Below are 20926 nucleotides of genomic sequence, written 5' to 3' on the forward strand. Positions count from 1 at the left end.
GACACCCCGACCAGCTCTTCCAGCCCCTACCTGAATTCCAGTGATTGCGGCACGTCCACATCCCACAACACCCCAGGATCATCCACCTGCACTTCCCGCACCTCAGCCAGGGCAAACACAGCCCTGGCCCCACGATCCCCAGTCAACCCCATCAAGGCAGGCCCCAGTGCCGGGCCAAACGCAACAGGATGGCCCTGCTGACCAGCATGCACCGGCACACTGACACCCTCCACCCGCTCTATCACCCGCTCAATACTCGCCGCCTGGATAAACGGCATATCCCCCAACACCACCAGCCAACCCGCCGCCGGGCCACTGGCGGCAACGGCGGCTGCAATGCTGTCGCCCATGCCCGCCGAATCCACAAGCAGCACTTCGCAACCGTATGCCCTGGCCAGGCGAATAACCTCGCTGCGCGCAGGCGCGGTGATGACCCAGCGCCGGGTGATACAGGTCGGTAAATTGACCAACACCTGCTCGAAGACCGGCCGTGTCACTCCATCTCGCCCCCTACAAGGGGCCAGCAGTTTGTCCTGGCCGGTTCGCGCGCGGAACCGACTGCCCTGCCCCGCCGCCAGGACGATGGCGGTAATGGTGCTCGTCAACTGACCACCTCCCGCACCGGTTTTGCTTGCAACAGTTCCACACCGTTCTTGATCGCGACGATGTGCGCCATCAACGACAAGGCAATCTCTGCCGGCGTATGACTGCCGATATGAAGACCGATCGGACCATGCAGCCGCGCAATCGCCTCGGCTCCCAGCCCCAACACCGCCAGGTTCTCCCGACGCTTGCGGCTATTGGCCCGCGAGCCCAGGGCACCAATGTAGAACGCTCGGGAGTTCAACGCGGTCAGCAGCGCCATGTCGTCCAGGCGCGGATCGTGGGTCAGGGCCACAATGGCCGTGCGCTCGTCCGTCTGAATATTGAGCACGGCCTCATCGGGCATTCCCGGCACAAAGCGCCCGTGTTGTTCTTCCCAGCCATGGACAAACTCCTGGCGTGGATCGCAGATCAGCACTTCAAAATCCAACAGCCGCGCCATTTCTGCCACATAGCGCGACAGCTGCCCCGCACCGATCAGTAACAGGCGCCAGCGCGGGCCGTAGATGGCCCGCAAGCGCTCACCATCAAAACTGACAATGTCGGACTGGCTCGCCGCGCTCAGACGCACGGTGCCCGTCGCCAAGTCCAACTCCCGGGCCACTATTTCATGGGCCTCACAACGCGCCAGCAACTCGGCGACCCAGGCAGGATCACCTACCCGCTCCTCCGTCAGGCGCAAGGTGCCGCCGCAGGGCAGGCCAAAGCGCGCCGCTTCATCCCGGGTCACGCCATAGGTCACCAGTTGCACCGGCGGCCCTTCGTCAGGCAAGCGACCATCGTAAAGCCGAGCGATCAGGTCATCTTCAATGCAGCCACCGGAAACCGAGCCGATCACCACCCCATCGCCGCGCAGGGCCAGCATCGCCCCCGGCGGCCGTGGCGCGCTACCCCAAGTCTGGACCACGCTGTACAGCACCACCCGCTGCCCCGCGCGGCGCCACTCCAGCACGCTGCGCAGGACGTTCAGATCCACGCTGTCCATCAGGCTTTCGCCGCCTGTTGCCAGCCCTGCAGTTGATAACGCACGGGCAAGCTGCGGATACGCTTGCCGGTGGCGGCAAATATCGCGTTGCACAGCGCCGGCGCAATCGGTGGTACGCCTGGCTCACCGACGCCTCCCAGGGGCACCTCTCCTTCTGGCGTGACCAAATGTATGGCGATTTCCCGGGGGGCCAGGGACATACGCGCCACTTCATACATATGGAAGTTGTCCTGCTGGACCTTGCCATCCTTGAAGCTGATTTCTCCCAGGACCGCATTGCCCAAGCCCATGACGCAGGCGCCCTCGAACTGTGAGCGGATGCGCTCCGGGTTGATCTGCGGTCCGCAGTCCAGCGCAATATCAGCCTTATGCACGATCAGCGTGCCATCATCCTTGACCTCCACCTCGATCACCGCCGCCACATAGGTCACAAAGCTGTAGTGCACCGCCAGCCCCAGGCCGCGCCCCTTGGGCAGCGTGCGCCCCCAGCCGGCGGCCTTGGCGGCGGTTTCCAGCACGCCGCGCATGCGCGCGGTATCAATCGGATAACGCTCGGGGGACTCGCCGTAGTTCCACTCTTCACTCAAGGTTCGCGGATCAATCTGACGATCCGGGCCCAGCAGCTTGAGTTGATATTTCAGCGGATCCTGGCCGGCCTTATGGGCCAGTTCATCGACAAAGCTCTGAATGGCAAACCCATGGGGGATGTTCGACACCGAACGGTACCAACCCACGCGGGTGTGGGCAGCCGCTTCGGGGTTTTCCAGGCGCACATTGGGAATGGCGTAGGCCATGTTGGTAAAGCCCATACCCAGCTCGAACGCTGCCTCGTGGTTCATGCCCGGCGCAAACAGCGCAGTGATGCTGGGTGCCACGGTGCGGTGCAGCCAGCCAGAGGGCAGGCCGTCCTTGTTCAGGCCGGCCTTGAGGTACTCGGCGGAGACGGTATGGAAGTAGGAGTTATGAATATCGTCTTCACGGGTCCACTGCACCCGCACGGCCTTGCCGGGGAATTCCTTGGCCAGCAGCGCAGCTTCGATGATGAAATCCGGTTTCGACTTGCGCCCAAAGCCACCGCCCAACAGGGTGACGTGGATCGTGACGTTATCGAACGGCAAGCCCAGGCGCTCGGCCACCCGTTCCCGCGTGACCTGCGGTGCCTGGCTCGGAGCCCAGGCCTCGCATCGCCCGTCTTGATAACGGGCCACGGCCACCATCGGCTCCATCGGCGACTGCGCCAGGTGTGGCAAGTAATACGTGGCTTCGAGGGTGCTGTCGGCATCGTTCAGGGCCTGCTCGATACTGCCGGTATTGCGCACCACTTTGCCGGGCTGGAGCGCCGCCGCCTCCAGGGTCTTGCGATAGTCGGTGGAGTTGTAGCCAGCATTCGCGCCGTCGTCCCAGACAATCTGCAACGCCTCACGGCCCTTGATCGCCGCCCAGGTATTGCTGGCAACCACCGCCACACCACCCAATGGCTGGAATTCCGAGGGTATGGGTCGGCTTTCGATTTGCAGGACCTTGATCACCCCGGGGACTTTCAGCGCCGCGCTGGCATCGAACGACTTGACCTTGCCGCCGTATACCTTGGGCCGCGCAATGGTCGCGAACAGCATGCCGTCAAAATGCACATCGGCGCCGTACACCGCCCGGCCGTTGACGATATCGGCACCGTCGATGGCCTTGGTGGCTTCCTTGCCGATATAGCGAAACTCCGAGGGCTGCTTGAGTCGCAGGCTGTCGCGCGCCGGCACTGCCAACGCGCTGGCGGCAGCGGCCAGGGCGCCATAGCCCAGTTCGCGGCCGCTGGGCTGGTGAATGACTTTATGCAACTGTGCACGGCATTCGGCCAGCGGGACTTTCCACTGCTCGGCAGCGGCCTGTTCCAGCATGGTCCGCACGGCGGCGCCGCAGCGGCGCATCGGTTCGAACCAATGGCGCATGCTGCGCGAACCGTCAGTATCCTGGTTGCCAAAACGCGCTTCATCGCCCGGCGCCTGCGCAACCTTCACCAGCGCCCAATCGGCCTCCAGTTCATCGGCCACCACCATGGTCAGGCTGGTGCGCACGCCCTGGCCCATCTCCGAGCGGTTGCAGATCACGGTGACGGTGCCATCGCTGGCGATGCTGACATAGACCTTGGGATCATCAACCAGGCCATTGGGCATCGCGGCCCCACCGTATTGCTTCACTTCGTCGGCAAAGGCCTGGGGCAAGCCCCAACTGGCAGCCACCACCAGGGCGCCGGTCGCGCCGACGCCCTTGAGGAAACCGCGCCGGCTAAGGTTGCTCAGGGCGAAATTGCTCGGTAACTGGCTCATGCCTTGACCCCCTGCAACTGAGTCGCGGCCTGGCGAATCGCCGTCTTGATGCGGTTATAGGTGCCGCAGCGGCAGATATTGCCGACCATGGCTTCTTCAATCTGTGCATCGCTGGGGTTGGGGTTGGTTTTCAGCAAGGCCGTGGCCGACATGATCTGCCCGCCCTGACAGTAGCCGCATTGCGCCACCGCCGTATCCAGCCATGCCTGCTGCACCACCTGGCCAATCGGGTCGTTATGCAGGTTGTCGATAGTACTGACGTTCTGCCCTTTGACCGAGCCGATGGGCGTGATGCAACTGCGCGCCGGCGCACCGTCGATATGGATGGTGCAGGCGCCACACAGGCCCATGCCGCAACCGAACTTGGTGCCGTTGTAACCCGCGACATCACGGATCGCCCACAGCAGAGGCATATCCTCGGTGGCATCCAGTGGATGATCTTGACCGTTGAGTTTCAGAGTAATCATGGGCACGCCCGCATAGTGATTGGATTATGGGGTCGAGCTATCTGCCGCTTTCAAGGGAGCGGAGTCGGTACACGCAGATGGCTCAGGCTAATCGGGCTCTCTTGTGAAGACAGGTCTTCACCGGGCCTTTGATAAACAGGGTCTATCGAACAATAAACAGGCATCGTTAGCCTGCTAAGTTAACCCAGCATTAACAAAAAAGCCCTGCAATGCAGGGCTTGGTTCAACACGCTAGAAGCGTAGCTCAATAACGATTGGGCTCCATTTCCAGGTCGACCTTGAAGCGCTCGGCGATATCGCGCTGGATGCGCAGGGCCAGGCTGGAAATATCCAGGCCGGTGGCCGCGCCATAATTGACCAGCACCAGCGCCTGCAAGCGATGCACACCGGCATCCCCCTCGCGAAAGCCCTTCCAGCCGGCCTTTTCAATCAACCAGCCGGCCGCCAGTTTCACTTGGCCGTCGGCCTGGGGATAGGCCACCAGATCGGGATATTGCAGCTGCAACTGCGCCGCCAGCTCCTGGGAGACCAGTGGGTTCTTGAAGAAACTGCCGGCGTTGCCCAAGACCGCAGGATCGGGCAGCTTTTCACTGCGGATACTGCAAATGGCCCGACTGACATCGCTCGGGGTCGCCTGGGCAATGCCCTGCTCCGCCAGGCGCTGCTGCACCGGGCCATAGCCGAGTTTCAGGTGTGCGACGCGGTTCAGGGTAAAACGCACCCGCAGGATCAGCCAGCGCCCCACTTCGTGCTTGAACAGGCTGTCGCGGTAGGCGAAGTTGCATTCCTCCAGGCTGAAATCCCGCAACTCGCCCGTCTGGCGGTCGAGGGCGGTCAGGCCGGCGAAGACATCCTTGATCTCAACACCGTAGGCGCCAATGTTCTGCATCGGTGCCGCCCCGACAGTGCCGGGAATCAGGCTGAGGTTTTCCAGGCCAGAGAACCCTTGTGCAAGGGTCCATAGCACAAACGGATGCCAGGCCTCGCCCGCCTCGGCTTCCACCAGCACCTGCTGGCCGTCGTCGTGCAGTACTCGGATCCCCTGGGTTGCCATGCGCAACACCAACGCCGGGATATCCTGGGTCAGCAGCAGGTTGCTGCCGCCCCCGATCACCAGCAACGGCAACTGCTGTGCGGCCGCATAGGCCAGGCCCTCGCGCACATCGGCGTCGCTATGGGCTTCGGCGAACCATTGCGCACGCACATCAATGCCAAAACTGTTAAAGGCCTTCAGGGAAACCTGGGGCTGCACATCCAGACTCATAACCGCCCCTTCAATTCGATCACCAGCAAATCACAAGCGGCCTCGATCAGGTCCAGGACCTGCTCGAAACCTTGCTCGCCGTCGTAGTACGGATCCGGCACTTCATCCACCGCCCCATCGTAGCGGCGCAGGAACAGGTCCAGCTCGGCCTTGCCCTGGGCCGGTTGCATGGCCTTGAGGTTGCGCAGGTTGCTCTGGTCCATCGCCAGAATCAGGTCGTAGCGCGCAAAGTCGGCGCGCGACACCTGCTGGGCGCGCTGGGCCGACAAGTCGTAGCCACGACGCAGCGCTGCTTGCTGGCTGCGCTTGTCCGGGGCCTTGCCGATATGCCATTCACCGGTACCGGCAGACGCCACCTCGACCTGGTCCGCCAACCCGGCGGCCCGCAGTTTGTGGCGCAGCACGCCCTCGGCGGTGGGCGAGCGGCAGATATTGCCCAGGCAGACAAACAGGACTTCCATCAAGCCCCCAGCAACCGACGCACGCGCTCGAGGTCTTCCGGCGTATCGACACCGGCCGGCGGCGCTTCCATCGCATCATCGACATGAATACGCACGCCGTGCCACAGGGCCCGCAATTGCTCCAGGGCCTCGGTGTTTTCCAGCCAGCACGGGCCCCAGGTGACGAAGTCATGCAGGAAGCCGGCGCGGTAGGCGTAAATGCCGATATGGCGGCGATACGGCACGCCCGCCGGCAACACATCACGCTGTTTGGCGAATTCGTCGCGCGCCCAGGGCAGGGTCGAACGGCTGAAGGTCAGGGCCAGGCCATTGATGTCGCTGACCACCTTGACCACGTTCGGGTTGAACAGGGTCTCGAGATCTTCGATAGGCTCGGCCAGGGTCGCCATGCGCGCTTCGGCGTGGGCGGCCAGGTTGGCCGCGACCTGGTCGATGACACACGGCGGGATCAGCGGCTCGTCGCCTTGAACATTGACCACGATGGCGTCCGGCGCCAGGCCCAGGTGCGTGGCCACTTCGGCTAGGCGGTCGGTGCCGGAGTTGTGATCTTCACGGGTCAGTACCGCTTCGGCGCCAAAACCCTTGCAGGCCTCAATGATCCGCAGATCATCAGTGGCCACCACTACGCGTTGGGCGCTGCTTTTGCAGGCCTGTTCCCAGACCAGCTGGATCATCGGCTTGGCGCCGATCATCTGCAGCGGTTTGCCGGGCAGGCGGGTGGAGGCGTAGCGCGCGGGGATGACAACAGTGAAGGCAGTGGTCATTTATCCAGGCGCTCGTCGGTCGTCAGGGTGCGGGCTTCGCTTTCCAGCATCACCGGGATGCCGTCGCGGATCGGGTACGCCAGGCCGGCGCCCTTGCTGATCAGTTCGGTCTTGTCGGCACTGAGCTTGAGCGGGCCTTTGCAGATCGGGCAAGCGAGGATATCGAGCAGTTTGGTGTCCATGGGGGTTTCCTGGATAAAAACGTTTTAAGGCAAAAGTCGAGCAGGCAGCAGACGCATCAGTTGCGTGTCGAACCAGGCGATAAACGCCGGTGACGGTGCGGCATCGACTGCAAGGTACCACCAGTGTGCCTGGGCAAAGGCGCGGCACTTCACCGCGTCCTTTTCGGTCATGACCAGCGGCAGTGACGGCGTAAAATTCAGGACCTCGGCGCTGTAGGGCGCATGGTCGGCAAACGCATGGGGTATCGGCAGCCAGTGTAGCGTTTCGAGGGTATTGAAGAAACGTTGCGGGTTGCCGATGCCCGCGACCGCATGCACCCGTTGCCCCACGGGAAAATGGTCCAGCGGCCGCCGCTCGCCGGTCAGCAGGTTGACCAACGTGGTCGGCAGCAGACGGAAAGCAAAGCCATCCTCGCGATCAGCCCCGGCGCCGTTATATAGCAGAGCATCGACGCTGTGCAGGCGCTCGACCGGCTCGCGCAACGGCCCGGCAGGCAGGCAGCGGCGATTGCCCAGGCCGCGGGCGTTGTCGATCAGCACCAACTCAAGGTCACGGGCCAGACGGTAATGCTGCAAGCCATCGTCGGACAGGATCAGGTCCAGGGTCTCGCTGGCCAACAGGGCCTGCACCGCCCGGCTGCGATCGGGGTCGATCATCAGCGGGACGCCGCTGCGCTGCACGATCAACAAGGGCTCGTCGCCGGCCACTTGCGCGCTGTCGCTGGCCTGCACCCGCCATGGCAACTGCGCAGGCTTGGCCCCGTAGCCACGGCTGACCACACCGACACGTAGGCCACTGCGCTGGCAATGCTCGATCAACCACAGGATCAACGGCGTCTTGCCCGTGCCACCCACAGTGATATTGCCGACCACTACTATAGGCACCGGCGCTTGGTAGATCGTGCCCTCACCCGCCAGGAACCGCTCGCGCTTGCGCCTGACCACCCGGCGATAGAGTGCCTCCAGTGGTTGCAGGAGCTTGAGCGCCGGGTGGCCGTCATACCAGGCCTTGAGCAAACGATCGGACAAGGCCATCAGGGTTGCCCCGCCGCCTCGACGGTGGTCATGCGCAAATGGCTGAAACCGAGCTTGCCGGCTGCATCCATCGCGGTGATCACAGCCTGGTGTGGGGTCTTGCCATCGGCGCTGATGGACAGCGGCATTTGCGTATCACCGCCGGACTCCTTCTGCAGCGCATCCATCACGCTGGTCACGTCGTTTTTCTCGAGTAACTGGTTGTTCACCGAAAACACCCCTTCGGCGCTGATGGTGATCTCCAGTTGCTTGAGCTGCTGGTCTTCGGCCGGCGAGCCGCTGACGGCTTCCGGCAGTTCGACCCGTAGTTGGGTTTCCCGGGTAAAGGTGGTGGTGACGACAAAAAACAACAGCAGGATGAACACCACATCAATCAACGACGCCAGGTTGATATCGACCGTTTCCCGGGGCTTGCGGCGAAATTTCACGCTTTGCCCTCGACCAGGTCGACATCACGGTCGCCCTGGACCACTTCCACCAGCTTGATGGCTTCCTGCTCCATGCCCACCACCAGCTCGTCGATGCGGCGTTGCAGGAATCGGTGGAAAAACACCGCTGGGATACCCACCATCAGGCCCGCCGCCGTGGTGATCAGGGCCTTGGAAATGCCCCCGGCCAATACCGAGGCGTTGGTGGTCATGCCGGACCCGGTGAAGGCACTGAAGATATCAATCATGCCCAGCACGGTACCGAGCAAGCCCAGCAATGGCGCCATTGCCGCGATGGTGCCCAGGGCATTGATATAGCGCTCCAGTTCGTGGATTACCCGGGCGGCGGCTTCTTCAATGCACTCCTTCATGATCTCGCGACCGTGCTTGGAGTTGGCCAGGCCCGCAGCGAGGATCTCGCCCAGAGGGGAATTGGCCCGCAGTTCCTTGAGCTTTTCCTTGTCCAGTTGCTTGTCCTTGATCCAGCGCCAGACCTGCCCCAGCAGATGATCAGGGGTTACACGGCTGGCGCGCAGGGTCCACAGGCGTTCGGCAACAATGCCGAGTGCGGCGATGGAGCTCAGAATGATCGGCAACATCATCCAGCCGCCGGATTTGACCAATTCCCACACAGTGAATGTCCCCTCGAAAAAGTGCGCCACTTTAGCATATAGGCTGGCGAGGAAGGGCCTGCCGGCCGACAGCCATCATGTCGCAGGCACCGGCCTTTGGTAACTGTCGATGACAGGCGCGCGCCAGAAACGGCGCTGGCTGCGTGCCATGACCGGCGCCTCGAAAGCCCCCAGGCGCAGACGCACCGCGCCCTGTTCGGCGCTGTCATAAAGGGTGCTGCGCAAATACTGGTAACGCGCCATCACTTGCGGGTGCGGATGACCGAAACCATTGCCTCGCCCACGGGAGATCAGCACCGCCTTGGGGGCCAGTTGCTGGACAAACGGCCAGGACGAGGAACTGCGGCTGCCATGATGGGGCACTTGCAGCCAATCCGTGGCGACCGCCAGGGGCGTGGCCAGCAAGGCCCGCTCGGCCTCGCGGTCGATATCGCCGGTCAGCAGCAACCGCTCGCCATTGGCCTGGACCTGCAGCACGCACGACTTCGCGTTGCCGTTGCGGGCATCTGCCCATTGCCACAGCTGGAACACCACGCCGTCCCACTCCCACTGCTCACCGCTGATACAGGCCTGGGTGCCGAGGAACGCCGGCAACCCCCGGGTTTCCCCGCCCACCACGCGCAGGACGGGTAACCCACGGGCCACCGCCGCCGCGCCACCGGCATGATCGGCGTCGGCATGGCTGAGCAGCATCAAGTCCACCTGGCCAACCCCCAGCTTGCGCAGCGCCGGCAATACCACGCGCTCGCCGAGATCGAAATCCCCCACCCGTGGCCCGGCGTCATACAACAGCACGTGGTTGCGGGTGCGCAACACGATCGACAAGCCCTGGCCGACATCCAGTTGCTCCACCGCCACCTGGCCCAACGGGATCGACTCACGGGGCGGGAACACCGCCAGCAGCAACAGGGGCCAACCCAGCAGGCGAAAGGGAATGCCCTTGGGCATCAATAACAGCACCGCGCCCAGCAGACTGAGCAACCAGTAGCCCACAGGCACCTCGGCCGGCATCCAGGCTGGCACGTGCCCGGCCAGCCAGGCCAGGGCCTTGAACAGCCAATCCAGCGCGCCCCCCGCCAGCCACAACAGGCCACTGCCCAGCCATGGCACCGCCAGCAACAGCGTGCCCGCCAGCGCCAGCGGCAACACCAGCAGGCTGATCCACGGCACTGCAAACAGATTGGCCAGCGGCGCACTCAAGCTGATCGGCAAACCGAGGATCAGTAGCAGCGGAAACAGCCCAATCGCGATCAGCCATTGGGCACGGGTCCAGGCCTGCCACGCCCGCCAGGGCCCCAGGCGGCCGCTGAAGGCCAGCAGCAACACGGCCACGGCGGCAAATGACAGCCAGAAACCCGGTTGCAGGCTGGCCAGGGGTTCGAGGAGCAGCACCGCATTCAGGGCCAGCAGCAGTGGCCACCAGATCCCCAGGTGGCGAAACCGCAGGCGCCACAGCAACACCAGCCCCACCATCACACAGGCCCGCTGCACTGGCACGGCAAAGCCGGCGAGCAAGCCATAGGCCAGCGCTGCGGCAAATGCCAGGCCGCAGGCCCAAGGCAGCCAGGGCAAACGCCTGGGCCAGCAGCCGTAGCGGGCCAGCCCGGCCACCCAGGCATAGATCAACCCCGACAACAGGCCGATATGCTGGCCGGAAATGACCAATAGATGCACGGTGCCGGTGTCCTGCAAAATGCGCCAATCCTCGGCGGCCAAGCCGGAGCCATCGCCCAGCACCAGTGCGGCCAGCCCGGCTTCACGCCCCCGGGCGTCTACCGCCAATAGCTGCTGGCGGACCCCATCGCGCCAGGCATGTCGGGCCGGCGCCAGGCGCTGGCCATCCTTGACCGACCCCGTCGCCCCCACGCGCTGGGCCAACAGCCAGGCCTCTTGATCGAAGCCCTGGAAATTCAACAGGCCGGAGGGTCGCTTGAGGGTCACGGCCAAACGCCAGCGCTCACCACTGCGCACAGGAGGGCCGCCCTGCCAGCTCACACGGATGCGCTGGGGCAGCCGGTCCTGGCGTGACCGGCTGTCGCTCAGTTCGAAGCGCACCACCCCACTACTCTGCTGCGGTAGCCCGCTGACACGCCCTTCCAGCCAGCGGGTCTGGCCGTCCAGCGCGGGCATGAGCCGGTCGTCAAGCGCCCGTTGCGCGCTGAAACAGGCCCACGCCAGGCCCAACAGGAAAAATGCCAGCGGATAAGTACGAAACGGCAGTAGCATCAACGCCACCACCGGCAACACCAGCAACCAACCGACCGGCGGCAAGACGGGCAGCAGGCGCAACGCCAGCAGCCCCAACGCCAGCGCAAACATCCCTGTACGCATGGATCATTCCTTGAGAGTGACCCATTGAGTGTTAGCCGAGTGGTTCAGGGCGAACTATGATTTTTTGTCACAAAGTCTGAATTTCCCGTTCGTAGAATACGGGCATACTTGACCCTCGAACTGATCTGGACCCCTTATGCCACGGCACTTATTCAAACGGTACATGCCCGATCCGACCAGCATTCGGGAACACAAGTCCTTACGCTTTCTCGGCACGCTGCTCCATGACCCCAACCTCTGGCACCTCAATCGGCATTCAGTTGCCCGGGCCATGGCTGTCGGCCTGTTTGCCGCCTTCATTCCCATACCCTTGCAGATGTTGCTGGCGGCCTTCCTCGCCATTTCCGTGCGCGGCAATATGCCCATCGCCGTGAGCCTGGTGTGGCTGACCAACCCGATTACCATGCCCGTGGTGTTCTTCTGCACCTATATGACCGGCACCTGGCTGATGAACATCCCCGCCCGCACCCTGCCCGATGAACTGACCTGGGAATGGATCAGCGGGCAACTGTCGACCATGTGGCAGCCGTTCCTCCTGGGCTCGGTGGTGCTGGGCCTGGTCTTGGGCGCACTGGCGTACTGCATGACCATGGTGTATTGGCGGTGGTGGGTGGGGCATCAGTGGAAAAAACGGCAGCAACGTAATCGGTAGTCGGCGAACGCCCCTGTTGTGAGCTGGTTTGTCTGCCTGACAACCCGCGGTGTCCCGGTGAGCACCGCAGCAGTGGATATGGGTTCAATAAGCCCGCCATCACCCCCCTCAAGCATCTTTTGCAAGATTCCAAGCCCCTCATATGGCTACACTGCGCAGGTAGCGCAGGCCGGATGCCTGCGTAGAATCTCGACATCAGTGTGGTAGCAGGAGAGTGGCGTGCTAAGAAGAATGGGGATAAAAGGCCGCGTACTGTTGCTGACCTTGTTGCCTACCAGCCTGATGGCATTGCTCCTGGGCGGATATTTCACCTGGATGCAGCTCTCGGAGCTGCAAACCCAACTGCTCAATCGCGGCGAGATGATCGCCGAACAGCTGGCGCCGCTGGTGGCACCGGCACTGGGTAACAAGAACACCGACCTGCTGGAACGCATCGCCACCCAGTCCCTGGAGCAAGTCGACGTGCGGGCCGTGTCTTTCCTGGCGCCCGACCGCTCGGCCCTGGCCCATGCCGGCCCGACCATGCTCAACCAGCCGCCCATCGGCAACAGCTCACACCTGCTGCAACGCACCGGCAATGACGCCACCCGCTACCTGCTGCCGGTGTTCGGCCGCCATCGCAATCTCGCCGGCGAGCTGATTCCCGACGAAGCCGATCGCCTGCTGGGCTGGGTCGAGCTGGAACTGTCCCACAACGGCATGCTGCTGCGCGGCTATCGCAGCCTGTTCGCCAGCCTGCTGTTGATTGCCATCGGCCTGATCTGCACGGCGGCCCTGGCCCTGCGCATCAGCCGCACGATCAACTCGCCTATCGGCCAGATCAAACAAGCGGTGGCGCAGCTCAAGGACGGCAACCTGGAAACCCGTTTGCCGCCCCTGGGCAGCCAGGAGCTGGATCAGTTGGCGTCCGGCATCAACCGCATGGCCGAAACCCTGCAAAACGCCCAGGAAGAACTGCAACACAGCATCGACCAGGCCACCGAAGACGTGCGCCAGAACCTGGAAACCATCGAGATCCAGAACATCGAGCTGGACCTGGCCCGCAAGGAGGCCCTGGAGGCCAGCCGCATCAAGTCGGAGTTCCTGGCCAATATGAGCCATGAAATCCGCACACCGCTCAATGGCATCCTCGGTTTCACCCACCTGTTGCAGAAAAGCGAACTGTCGCCCCGTCAGTTGGATTACCTGGGCACCATTGAAAAATCCGCCGACAACCTGCTGGGCATCATCAACGAGATTCTCGACTTTTCGAAAATCGAAGCCGGCAAGCTGGTGCTCGACAGTATCCCGTTCAACCTGCGCGACCTGTTGCAAGACACCCTGACCATCCTCGCCCCGGCCGCCCATGCCAAACAGCTGGAGCTGGTGAGCCTGGTCTACCGCGATACTCCGCTGTCCCTGGTGGGCGACCCGCTGCGTCTCAAGCAGATCCTCACCAACCTGGTCAGCAACGCCATCAAATTCACCCGCGAAGGCACCATCGTCGCCCGGGCCATGCTCGAAGACGAGCAGGAAGACAGCGTGCAACTGCGCATCAGCGTGCAGGACACCGGCATCGGCCTGTCGAACCAGGATGTGCGCGCCCTGTTCCAGGCCTTTAGCCAGGCGGATAACTCCTTGTCCCGTCAGCCCGGTGGCACCGGGTTGGGGCTGGTGATTTCCAAGCGCCTGATCGAGCAGATGGGCGGCGAAATCGGCGTCGACAGCACGCCAGGCGAGGGTTCGGAGTTCTGGATCAGCCTCAACCTGCCAAAAACCCGCGACGATATCGAAGACTTGCCCGCCCCGCCGCTGTTGGGCCGGCGTGTGGCGGTGCTGGAGAACCACGAACTGGCGCGCCAGGCCCTGCAACACCAGTTGGAAGACTGCGGCCTGGAGGTCACGCCGTTCAACAGCCTGGAGAACCTGACCAACGGCATCACCAGCGCACACCAGACCGAGCAGGCCATCGACCTCGCGGTACTGGGCATCACCGCCAACGATATTCCGCCGGAGCGCCTCAACCAACACCTGTGGGACCTTGAGCACCTGGGCTGCAAAGTGCTGGTGCTGTGCCCGACCACCGAGCAGATGCTGTTCAACCTGTCGGTGCCCAACCCCAATAGCCAGTTGCAGGCCAAGCCGGCCTGCACCCGTAAATTGCGCCGGGCGCTGTCCGACCTGATCAGCCCGCGCCCCTTGCGCAGTGAACCGGGCGAGCCGTTGTCCAGCCGTGCGCCACGGGTGCTGTGTGTCGACGACAACCCGGCCAACCTGCTGCTGGTACAGACCCTGCTCGAAGACATGGGCGCCAAGGTCCAGGCCGTGGAAAGCGGCTATAGCGCTATCGAAGCGGTGAAGAAAGAAGCCTTCGACCTGGTGCTGATGGACGTGCAGATGCCCGGCATGGACGGGCGCCAGAGCACCGAGGCGATTCGTCAGTGGGAAAGCGAGCGCCACGGCACGCCGCTGCCTATCGTCGCCCTGACGGCCCACGCCATGGCCAATGAAAAACGCGCCCTGCTGCAAAGCGGTATGGATGACTACCTGACCAAGCCCATCAGCGAGCGGCAACTGGCCCAGGTGGTGCTGAAATGGACCGGCCTGGCCTTGCGCAATCAAGGCCCGGAACGCGCAGTCGAAGGCCATGGCCCTGCCGCGCAACTGCCGGTACTCGACCATGAAGAGGGCCTGCGCCTAGCGGCCGGCAAGGCGGACTTGGCCGCCGATATGCTGGCCATGTTGCTGGCGTCCCTGGAAGCTGACCGTGAGGCCGTCTGCGTCGCCCGCGAAGCCAACGACAACAATGCCCTGATCGAACGGGTCCACCGCCTGCACGGCGCCACCCGCTACTGCGGCGTGCCGCAATTGCGCGCAGCCTGCCAACGCGCCGAAACCTTGCTCAAGCAGGATGACGCCAAGGCCATGGCTGCCCTGGATGAACTGGACATGGCCATCGCCCGCCTTGCCAGCGAGGCCCGGGTCAACGCCTGATGCAGAGCAACACGCCCAACGCCAATGACGGGCAACATCTCTTGTGGGCGCCGGTAAGCCGGCGCCCACAGGTTTTGTGTCACCACACGCTATTTTGCAGGGAGCCCCTTGATGCGCATCATCCTCTTCAGCAGCCAGACCTATGACCGCGACAGCTTTCTCGCCGAACCCTTGCCCGCGGGCATGGAGTTGCAGTTCCAACCGGCACGCCTGAACCTCGACACCGTGGCCCTGGCCGATAAGCACGAAGTGGTCTGTGCCTTTATCAACGACGACCTCAGCGCCCCGGTGCTCGAACACCTCGCGGCCGGCGGCACACAACTGATTGCCCTGCGCTCGGCCGGCTACAACCATGTGGACCTGGCCGCCGCCAAGCGCCTGGGCCTGACCATCGTGCGGGTGCCCGCGTACTCGCCCCATGCAGTGGCCGAACATGCCGTGGCCCTGGTGCTGGCCCTCAACCGCCGCCTGCACCGCGCCTACAACCGTACCCGCGACGGCGACTTCAGCCTGCACGGCCTGACCGGCTTCGACCTGGTGGGCAAGACCGTGGGTGTGGTGGGGACCGGGCAGATCGGCGCGACCTTTGCCAAGATCATGACCGGCTTTGGCTGCAGCTTGCTGGCATACGATCCCTACCCCAATCCGCAGGTCGAAGCCCTTGGCGCGCGCTATGTCAGCCTGCCCCAGTTGTTGGCCGAGGCACAGATCATCAGCCTGCACTGCCCGCTGACCGCCGACAGCAAGCACCTGATCAATGCGCAATCCCTGGCCCATATGCAGCCGGGAGCGATGCTGATCAACACCGGGCGCGGCGGCCTGGTGGACACCCCGGCATTGATCGAAGCGCTCAAGGATGGACAGCTGGGCTACCTGGGCCTGGATGTGTACGAGGAAGAAGCCCAGCTGTTTTTTGAAGACCGTTCGGACCTGCCCTTGCAGGACGATGTGCTGGCACGCCTGCTGACCTTCCCCAACGTGATCATTACCGCGCACCAGGCATTCCTCACACGCGAGGCCCTGGCGGCGATTGCCGGGACCACCCTGGCCAATATCCAGGCCTGGGCCAACGGCCAGGCGCAAAACCTGGTACAGGGATGATCAACGGTCATCTACCGCGCGCATGGTGAACAGGCGAGCGTGATAGGATGCCGCGCCTATTTGGAGGATCCATGGCCGAACACGATTTCCGCTTCAGTTTGCTGAGCCCACAACACACCCTGATCGAATGCCGCGCCCTGGTGCCCGGTCGTTATCAAGTCACCGGCAATGGTGGCTCGATCAAGCATGGCGACGTGCTGATCGTCACTTTGCGCGGCAGCAAGACCCTGTCGATGCGCCTGACCGTCGAAGGCGATGCGCGCTACTCCATCCGCCCGGCCGGGCAATGGGTTGCCATGGCGCAAGGGCCGAAGTTCGGCGAGCTGGAGATTCACACCTGGAAGGTCAATTGCGACAGCTGCGACGCCGTGCTGGAGTTTGAGTTCGCGGTGGAAACCAAGTTGACCAAGGAACCGTTGCAACCGGCCGCCACTGCGCGCATTGCCGAGTTGGGCTGGGCCACCGTCGGCGACAAGCACCGTTGCCCGAAATGCCAGCAGGCCGCGCCATGAAGAGCCTGCTGATGATCGCAGTGCTGGGCGCAGGCCTTGCCGGCTGCGCCAGCGACGAGGTCAAGCTCAAGCAGGATCACAGCTACATCGTGGAGTGGATCGGCGAACGGCCCCTGATGGATTACGCCCACCTGACCGTGACCCTCGGTGCCGATGGCCGGGCCTATGGCAATGGCGGCTGCAACCACTGGTTCGCGCCGTACAGCCTGGAGGGTGACAAACTCAGCTTCGGCAAGATCGGCAGCACCCGCAAGCTGTGTGCCGAAGCCCTGATGGAGCAGGAACAGCGCTTCTTCAAGGCCCTGGAAACCGTGCAGCGCTGGGACATCTCGCCCATCGAGCAGACCCGTTTCTGGCCTGCCGAGGGCAAGCCACTGCGTTTGTGGCTGGAAGAAGGCTGATCCGTTGACGATTGCGGTGTGCCGGGCATACCGCAATCGCCAGCGAGCAACCGTTTAGCCGCGCAGTTCCTTGAGCTTGGCCAATACCCCCGCCGCCGTCTGCTCGCCCAACATCTGCGCCCGCACCTTGCCCTTGTCATCAATGATGTAGGTCACCGGCAACGCTTCGCTGCGCGGGATATCAAAAATCGCCTCGGGGTTCTGTGCCAGTACCGTGAACTTGATGCCCAGCTTCTCGCTGGCGCTCTTGAGCTCTTCGCCCTGCACATTATCGAAGTTGACGCCGAACACGCTTACCGGCTGGCCTTTGAGCTGCTCGGCCAGGGCGTTGAGCTCGGGGATTTCGATGCGGCACGGGCCACACCATTCGGCCCAGTAATTGATCACCAACCATTGTTTGTCGACGCGCTCGGACGCGACTTTCTGGCCGTATTGGTCAACGCCATAATCATTGCCGCAGCCGCTGAGCAGGAGTGTGGTGATAACTGCCAGTGCGCCTATCAGTCGCCGTGTCATGGGGTAATCCTTAGCAAAAATGAACGTGGGCTGCGGCCGATCGCCTCTTACGGTTTAAGGACACGCCGCAGCGCAGGTAGAATACCCGCCACCTTACGCAAGATGCGACCCGCACATGACCGATCTGACGCTTTATCACAACCCGCGCTGCTCGAAATCCCGCGGTGCGCTCGAACTGCTGCAAGCCCGTGGCCTCACGCCGAACGTGGTGCGCTACCTGGAAACCCCGCTGGACGCCACGCAGCTTGAAGCCCTGCTCGGCAAGCTGGGGATCAGCGCCCGGCAATTGCTGCGCACCGGCGAAGACGAATACAAGACCCTCAACCTGGCCGACGCCAGCCTCAGCGAGGCGCAATTGATTGCCGCCATCGCCGCCCATCCCAAGCTGATGGAACGGCCGATCCTGGCCACTGCCGATAAGGCCGTGATTGGCCGGCCGCCGGAAAACATCCTGGAGCTTCTGCCGTGAGCGCGCCCTACATCCTGGTGCTGTATTACAGCCGCAACGGCTCGGTCAGTGAAATGGCCCGGCAGATTGCCCGAGGCATCGAGCAAGGCGGCCTGGAAGCGCGCCTGCGCACCGTGCCGGCGATCTCCAGCGAGTGCGAAGCCATCGCCCCGAGCATCCCGGCCGAAGGCGCGCTGTATGCCAGCCTCGACGACCTGAAGAACTGTTCGGGCCTGGCCCTGGGCAGCCCGACGCGCTTTGGCAACATGGCCGCGCCCTTGAAGTACTTTCTCGACGGCACCAGCAACCTGTGGCTGACCGGCGCCCTCGTCGGCAAGCCGGCCGGGGTCTTCACCTCGACCGCCAGCCTGCACGGCGGCCAGGAAACCACCTTGATGTCGATGCTGCTGCCGCTGCTGCACCACGGCATGCTGATCACCGGCCTGCCCTACAGCGAACAGGCCCTGCTCGACACCCAGGGCGGCGGTACGCCCTACGGCGCCAGCCACCATTCCGGCGCCGATGGCAAACGTGCCCTGGACCCCCATGAAATCGCCCTGTGCCGTGCCCTGGGCCTGCGCCTGGCGAAGACTGCGGCGAAACTGGAGAGTGGCCGTGGCCAAGAAGCCTAAAGTCCTGCCGGCCCAGGCCTGGCTGGAGCCCCGGGTCAAAGTGGCACGGGCCTTGAGCCTGCTGGCGTTTTTCGGCCTGGTGGGGTTGCTCTGCGTGTATTACCTGCTGATCGCCGACCTGCATGGCGCACGGCCCTGGGTCATCCTGCTGATCGAACTGGTGCCGCTGCTGATCCTCGCGCCGGGCATGCTGATGGGCAGTGCGCGCGGGCATTCGTGGATGTGCTTTGTGGTGAACCTGTATTTCATCAAAGGCGCCCTGGCGGCCTATGACCCGAACCGCCAGTGGTTTGGCGTGCTGGAGATGCTGGCAAGCCTGGCGGTGTTCTGCACGGCGCTGCTGTATGTGCGCTGGCGGTTCCAGCTGAATCGGCGGTTGGCGGGGGAAGGTCAGCCAGCCTGAGGATTATGTGGGGCCGATCAGGCCCCATCGCGGTCTCAATGGTTGACGGTAAACGCCAGCATCATCGACAACTGGCACATCGGCCGCCCGCTCTCGGCATGCCACTGGTTGAACGCCGCCTGCACCGTCGCCAGGTCCCGCAGGCTGGTGGGGGCCTTGTCGACAATCTCCTGCGCATTCAATGCCGCAACCACGTCATAACTCGGTACAAACGTGTCCTTGCCGACCATGCGCAAGAAGCGCGGTGCCGACAGCCCGCCCAACTGGTGGCCGTGCTTGCTCAGGTATTTCCACAAGCCGACGATGTCGGTCACCGGCCAGTCGGCGATCAATGCCGCGAAGCTGCCCTTTTCCTGCTCGACGTCGAGAATCATCTGCGCGTTGCGCGGCACGCTCTTGAGCTTGCCCAGGTGGCGGATGATCCGCGTGTCCTGCATCAGGCGCTCAAGGTGCTCGGCGCCCATCAGCACGACTTTCTCGGGATCGAAGCCAAAGAACACCTGCTCGAACGCCGGCCATTTGGCGTCCACCACACTGTGCTTGAGCCCGGCGCGGAACACCCGCAGCGACAGGGTCGACAGGTAGCGGTCGTCGCTGATCTGGCGCAGTTGCGCCGGGGTCTTGGGCGCGGGCAGGTGGGCTTCCAGCTCGGCTGCCGAACCAAAACGGTTCAGACAGTATTCGTGCAGCCATTTGTAATCGCGCATGCCCTCTCCTACGGGTTGAAATGAAAACGGCGCCCATCAGCGCCGTCTGTCAGAGCCTGGAAAAGGCTCAGAGGTTCACAATGTTGACGAAGCGCGAAGCCGCGGTTTCGTCGATGCGCAGGCTGGTGAAGTCAAACAGGTTGCGGTCGGCCAACTGCGAGGGGATCACGTTCTGCAGGCTGCGGAAGATGCTTTCGGTACGCCCCGGCGTCTTGCGCTCCCACTCCTGGAGCATGTCCTTGACCACCTGGCGCTGCAGGTTCTCCTGGGAGCCGCAGAGGTTGCAGGGGATGATCGGGAATTGCTTGAAATCGGAGTAGGCCTGGATGTCCTTCTCGTTGCAATACGCCAGCGGGCGGATCACCACGTTGCGCCCGTCGTCGGCGCGCAGCTTGGGCGGCATGGCCTTGAGGGAGCCGTTGAAGAACATATTGAGGAAGAAGGTCTCGACGATGTCATCGCGGTGATGACCCAGGGCCATCTTGGTTGCACCGATTTCATCGGCAAAGGTGTACAGCGTGCCACGGCGCAGGCGCGAACACAGCGAGCAGGTGGTCTTGCCTTCCGGAATCAGCTCCTTGACCACCGAATAGGTGTCTTTCTCGACGATGTGGTACTCGATACCCAGGGTCTTGAGGTAGGCCGGCAGCACGTCCTCGGGAAACCCGGGCTGCTTCTGGTCCATGTTGACGGCCACTATGTCGAATTTGATCGGCGCGACCTTTTGCAGGTGCAGCAGCACGTCCAGCATGGTGTAGCTGTCTTTGCCGCCGGACAGGCAGACCATGACCTTGTCGCCCTCTTCGATCATGTTGAAGTCAGCGACAGCCTCACCGGCCAGGCGCCGCAGGCGTTTTTGCAGTTTGTTCTGATTGACGGTAAGGGTGCCCATGGCGCTTGGATCCGCGAAAAGGTGTGGGACGAAAAGCCGGGTATTTTAACGATATGAACGACCGAGTTCCAATGTGGGAGGGGCTTGCGCCCGATGGCGGTAGGTCAGTCGACAAATGCATGGCTGACCCACCGCCATCGCAGGCAAGCCAGCTCCCACAGGGGGCTGCATTCCACGTCACAGACCCAGGCGCGATTAAGCCCAGTGTTTACAGCG

At 63.3% G+C, this 20926-nt stretch carries 23 protein-coding genes; 8 read left to right on the forward strand and 15 right to left on the reverse strand.

The genetic code is table 11. From position 1 onward, the window contains the following. Positions 1-26 precede the first annotated feature (26 nt). The 12 genes from HBO24_RS10260 to HBO24_RS10315 form a co-directional block, all read right to left on the reverse strand. Positions 27-605 carry a nucleotidyltransferase family protein gene (locus HBO24_RS10260; protein ID WP_057439609.1) on the reverse strand — a complete coding sequence of 193 codons (579 nt, stop codon included), beginning with the start codon at positions 603-605 and terminating at the stop codon, positions 27-29. Beyond that, a complete protein-coding gene (locus HBO24_RS10265) occupies positions 602-1588 on the reverse strand; it encodes an XdhC family protein (protein WP_057439610.1) in 987 nt (328 codons plus the stop codon). Before HBO24_RS10265 ends, HBO24_RS10260 begins: the two co-directional genes overlap by 4 nt. Continuing rightward, a complete protein-coding gene (locus HBO24_RS10270) occupies positions 1588-3909 on the reverse strand; it encodes a xanthine dehydrogenase family protein molybdopterin-binding subunit (RefSeq protein WP_057439611.1) in 2322 nt (773 codons plus the stop codon). Before HBO24_RS10270 ends, HBO24_RS10265 begins: the two co-directional genes overlap by 1 nt. Further along, positions 3906-4376 carry a (2Fe-2S)-binding protein gene (locus HBO24_RS10275; RefSeq protein WP_169990639.1) on the reverse strand — a complete coding sequence of 157 codons (471 nt, stop codon included), beginning with the start codon at positions 4374-4376 and terminating at the stop codon, positions 3906-3908. Before HBO24_RS10275 ends, HBO24_RS10270 begins: the two co-directional genes overlap by 4 nt. Before the next feature lie 244 nt (positions 4377-4620). Further along, positions 4621-5640, reverse strand: a complete 1020-nt coding sequence (murB, locus tag HBO24_RS10280; protein WP_170059653.1) for a UDP-N-acetylmuramate dehydrogenase — start codon at positions 5638-5640, stop codon at positions 4621-4623. Next, a complete protein-coding gene (locus HBO24_RS10285) occupies positions 5637-6101 on the reverse strand; it encodes a low molecular weight protein-tyrosine-phosphatase (RefSeq protein WP_057439613.1) in 465 nt (154 codons plus the stop codon). Before HBO24_RS10285 ends, murB begins: the two co-directional genes overlap by 4 nt. Then, complete coding sequence (gene kdsB, locus HBO24_RS10290) at positions 6101-6865, reverse strand: 3-deoxy-manno-octulosonate cytidylyltransferase (protein ID WP_120733916.1); 765 nt, start codon at positions 6863-6865, stop codon at positions 6101-6103. Before kdsB ends, HBO24_RS10285 begins: the two co-directional genes overlap by 1 nt. Continuing rightward, positions 6862-7047 (reverse strand): Trm112 family protein, encoded by a 186-nt coding sequence (locus HBO24_RS10295; RefSeq protein ID WP_003174668.1) that lies wholly within the window; start codon positions 7045-7047, stop codon positions 6862-6864. Before HBO24_RS10295 ends, kdsB begins: the two co-directional genes overlap by 4 nt. A gap of 24 nt (positions 7048-7071) precedes the next feature. After that, a complete protein-coding gene (gene lpxK, locus HBO24_RS10300) occupies positions 7072-8082 on the reverse strand; it encodes a tetraacyldisaccharide 4'-kinase (protein WP_057439615.1) in 1011 nt (336 codons plus the stop codon). Further along, complete coding sequence (locus HBO24_RS10305) at positions 8082-8510, reverse strand: biopolymer transporter ExbD (protein ID WP_170059654.1); 429 nt, start codon at positions 8508-8510, stop codon at positions 8082-8084. The genes lpxK and HBO24_RS10305 overlap by 1 nt, the downstream gene beginning before the upstream one ends. Further along, positions 8507-9142 (reverse strand): MotA/TolQ/ExbB proton channel family protein, encoded by a 636-nt coding sequence (locus HBO24_RS10310; RefSeq protein WP_029299724.1) that lies wholly within the window; start codon positions 9140-9142, stop codon positions 8507-8509. The genes HBO24_RS10305 and HBO24_RS10310 overlap by 4 nt, the downstream gene beginning before the upstream one ends. A 75-nt stretch (positions 9143-9217) precedes the next feature. Continuing rightward, the gene (locus tag HBO24_RS10315) at positions 9218-11473 is read right to left on the reverse strand and encodes a DNA internalization-related competence protein ComEC/Rec2 (RefSeq protein WP_170059655.1); all 2256 of its coding nucleotides are present in this window, start codon (positions 11471-11473) and stop codon (positions 9218-9220) included. A gap of 136 nt (positions 11474-11609) precedes the next feature. On the opposite strand from HBO24_RS10315, the gene HBO24_RS10320 reads away from it, so the two are divergent. From HBO24_RS10320 to HBO24_RS10340, 5 genes are all read left to right on the forward strand, one after another. Further along, complete coding sequence (locus HBO24_RS10320; protein ID WP_057439617.1) at positions 11610-12125, forward strand: DUF2062 domain-containing protein; 516 nt, start codon at positions 11610-11612, stop codon at positions 12123-12125. A 219-nt stretch (positions 12126-12344) separates the two neighbouring features. Beyond that, positions 12345-15098: a response regulator gene (locus tag HBO24_RS10325; protein WP_057960410.1), complete on the forward strand. Its 2754-nt coding sequence runs from the start codon at positions 12345-12347 to the stop codon at positions 15096-15098. A 111-nt stretch (positions 15099-15209) separates the two neighbouring features. Continuing rightward, positions 15210-16199 carry a 2-hydroxyacid dehydrogenase gene (locus HBO24_RS10330; RefSeq protein WP_057439619.1) on the forward strand — a complete coding sequence of 330 codons (990 nt, stop codon included), beginning with the start codon at positions 15210-15212 and terminating at the stop codon, positions 16197-16199. A 71-nt stretch (positions 16200-16270) separates the two neighbouring features. Continuing rightward, positions 16271-16711 carry a hypothetical protein gene (locus HBO24_RS10335; protein WP_057439620.1) on the forward strand — a complete coding sequence of 147 codons (441 nt, stop codon included), beginning with the start codon at positions 16271-16273 and terminating at the stop codon, positions 16709-16711. Next, entirely contained in the window at positions 16708-17112 is a 405-nt protein-coding gene (locus tag HBO24_RS10340; RefSeq protein ID WP_057439621.1) for an META domain-containing protein, read from the forward strand. Before HBO24_RS10335 ends, HBO24_RS10340 begins: the two co-directional genes overlap by 4 nt. 54 nt (positions 17113-17166) lie before the next feature. Here the strand turns inward: HBO24_RS10340 and HBO24_RS10345 are convergent, their stop codons facing one another. Then, positions 17167-17628 (reverse strand): TlpA disulfide reductase family protein, encoded by a 462-nt coding sequence (locus HBO24_RS10345; protein WP_057439622.1) that lies wholly within the window; start codon positions 17626-17628, stop codon positions 17167-17169. 115 nt (positions 17629-17743) lie between these two features. On the opposite strand from HBO24_RS10345, the gene arsC reads away from it, so the two are divergent. Genes arsC through HBO24_RS10360 form a run of 3 tightly spaced genes read left to right on the forward strand, consistent with a single transcriptional unit; the run spans position 17744 to position 19111 of the window. After that, the gene (arsC, locus tag HBO24_RS10350; RefSeq protein WP_057439623.1) at positions 17744-18097 is read left to right on the forward strand and encodes an arsenate reductase (glutaredoxin); all 354 of its coding nucleotides are present in this window, start codon (positions 17744-17746) and stop codon (positions 18095-18097) included. Next, on the forward strand, positions 18094-18708 hold the full coding sequence (wrbA, locus tag HBO24_RS10355) for an NAD(P)H:quinone oxidoreductase (RefSeq protein WP_057439624.1): 615 nt from the start codon (positions 18094-18096) through the stop codon (positions 18706-18708). Before arsC ends, wrbA begins: the two co-directional genes overlap by 4 nt. Next, the gene (locus tag HBO24_RS10360; protein WP_057439625.1) at positions 18692-19111 is read left to right on the forward strand and encodes a DUF2069 domain-containing protein; all 420 of its coding nucleotides are present in this window, start codon (positions 18692-18694) and stop codon (positions 19109-19111) included. Before wrbA ends, HBO24_RS10360 begins: the two co-directional genes overlap by 17 nt. Positions 19112-19146: 35 nt before the next feature. Here HBO24_RS10360 and HBO24_RS10365 read toward each other — a convergent pair whose 3' ends face one another. Both HBO24_RS10365 and ttcA read right to left on the reverse strand, forming a co-directional pair. Further along, positions 19147-19818, reverse strand: coding sequence for a DNA-3-methyladenine glycosylase I (locus tag HBO24_RS10365; RefSeq protein WP_057439626.1), 672 nt, complete (start codon positions 19816-19818; stop codon positions 19147-19149). 67 nt (positions 19819-19885) lie between these two features. Further along, on the reverse strand, positions 19886-20710 hold the full coding sequence (ttcA, locus tag HBO24_RS10370; RefSeq protein ID WP_057439627.1) for a tRNA 2-thiocytidine(32) synthetase TtcA: 825 nt from the start codon (positions 20708-20710) through the stop codon (positions 19886-19888). Positions 20711-20926: the final 216 nt, after the last annotated feature.

It is taken from the genome of Pseudomonas sp. WS 5410, from assembly GCF_012985645.1.
Taxonomy (GTDB): domain Bacteria; phylum Pseudomonadota; class Gammaproteobacteria; order Pseudomonadales; family Pseudomonadaceae; genus Aquipseudomonas; species Aquipseudomonas shahriarae.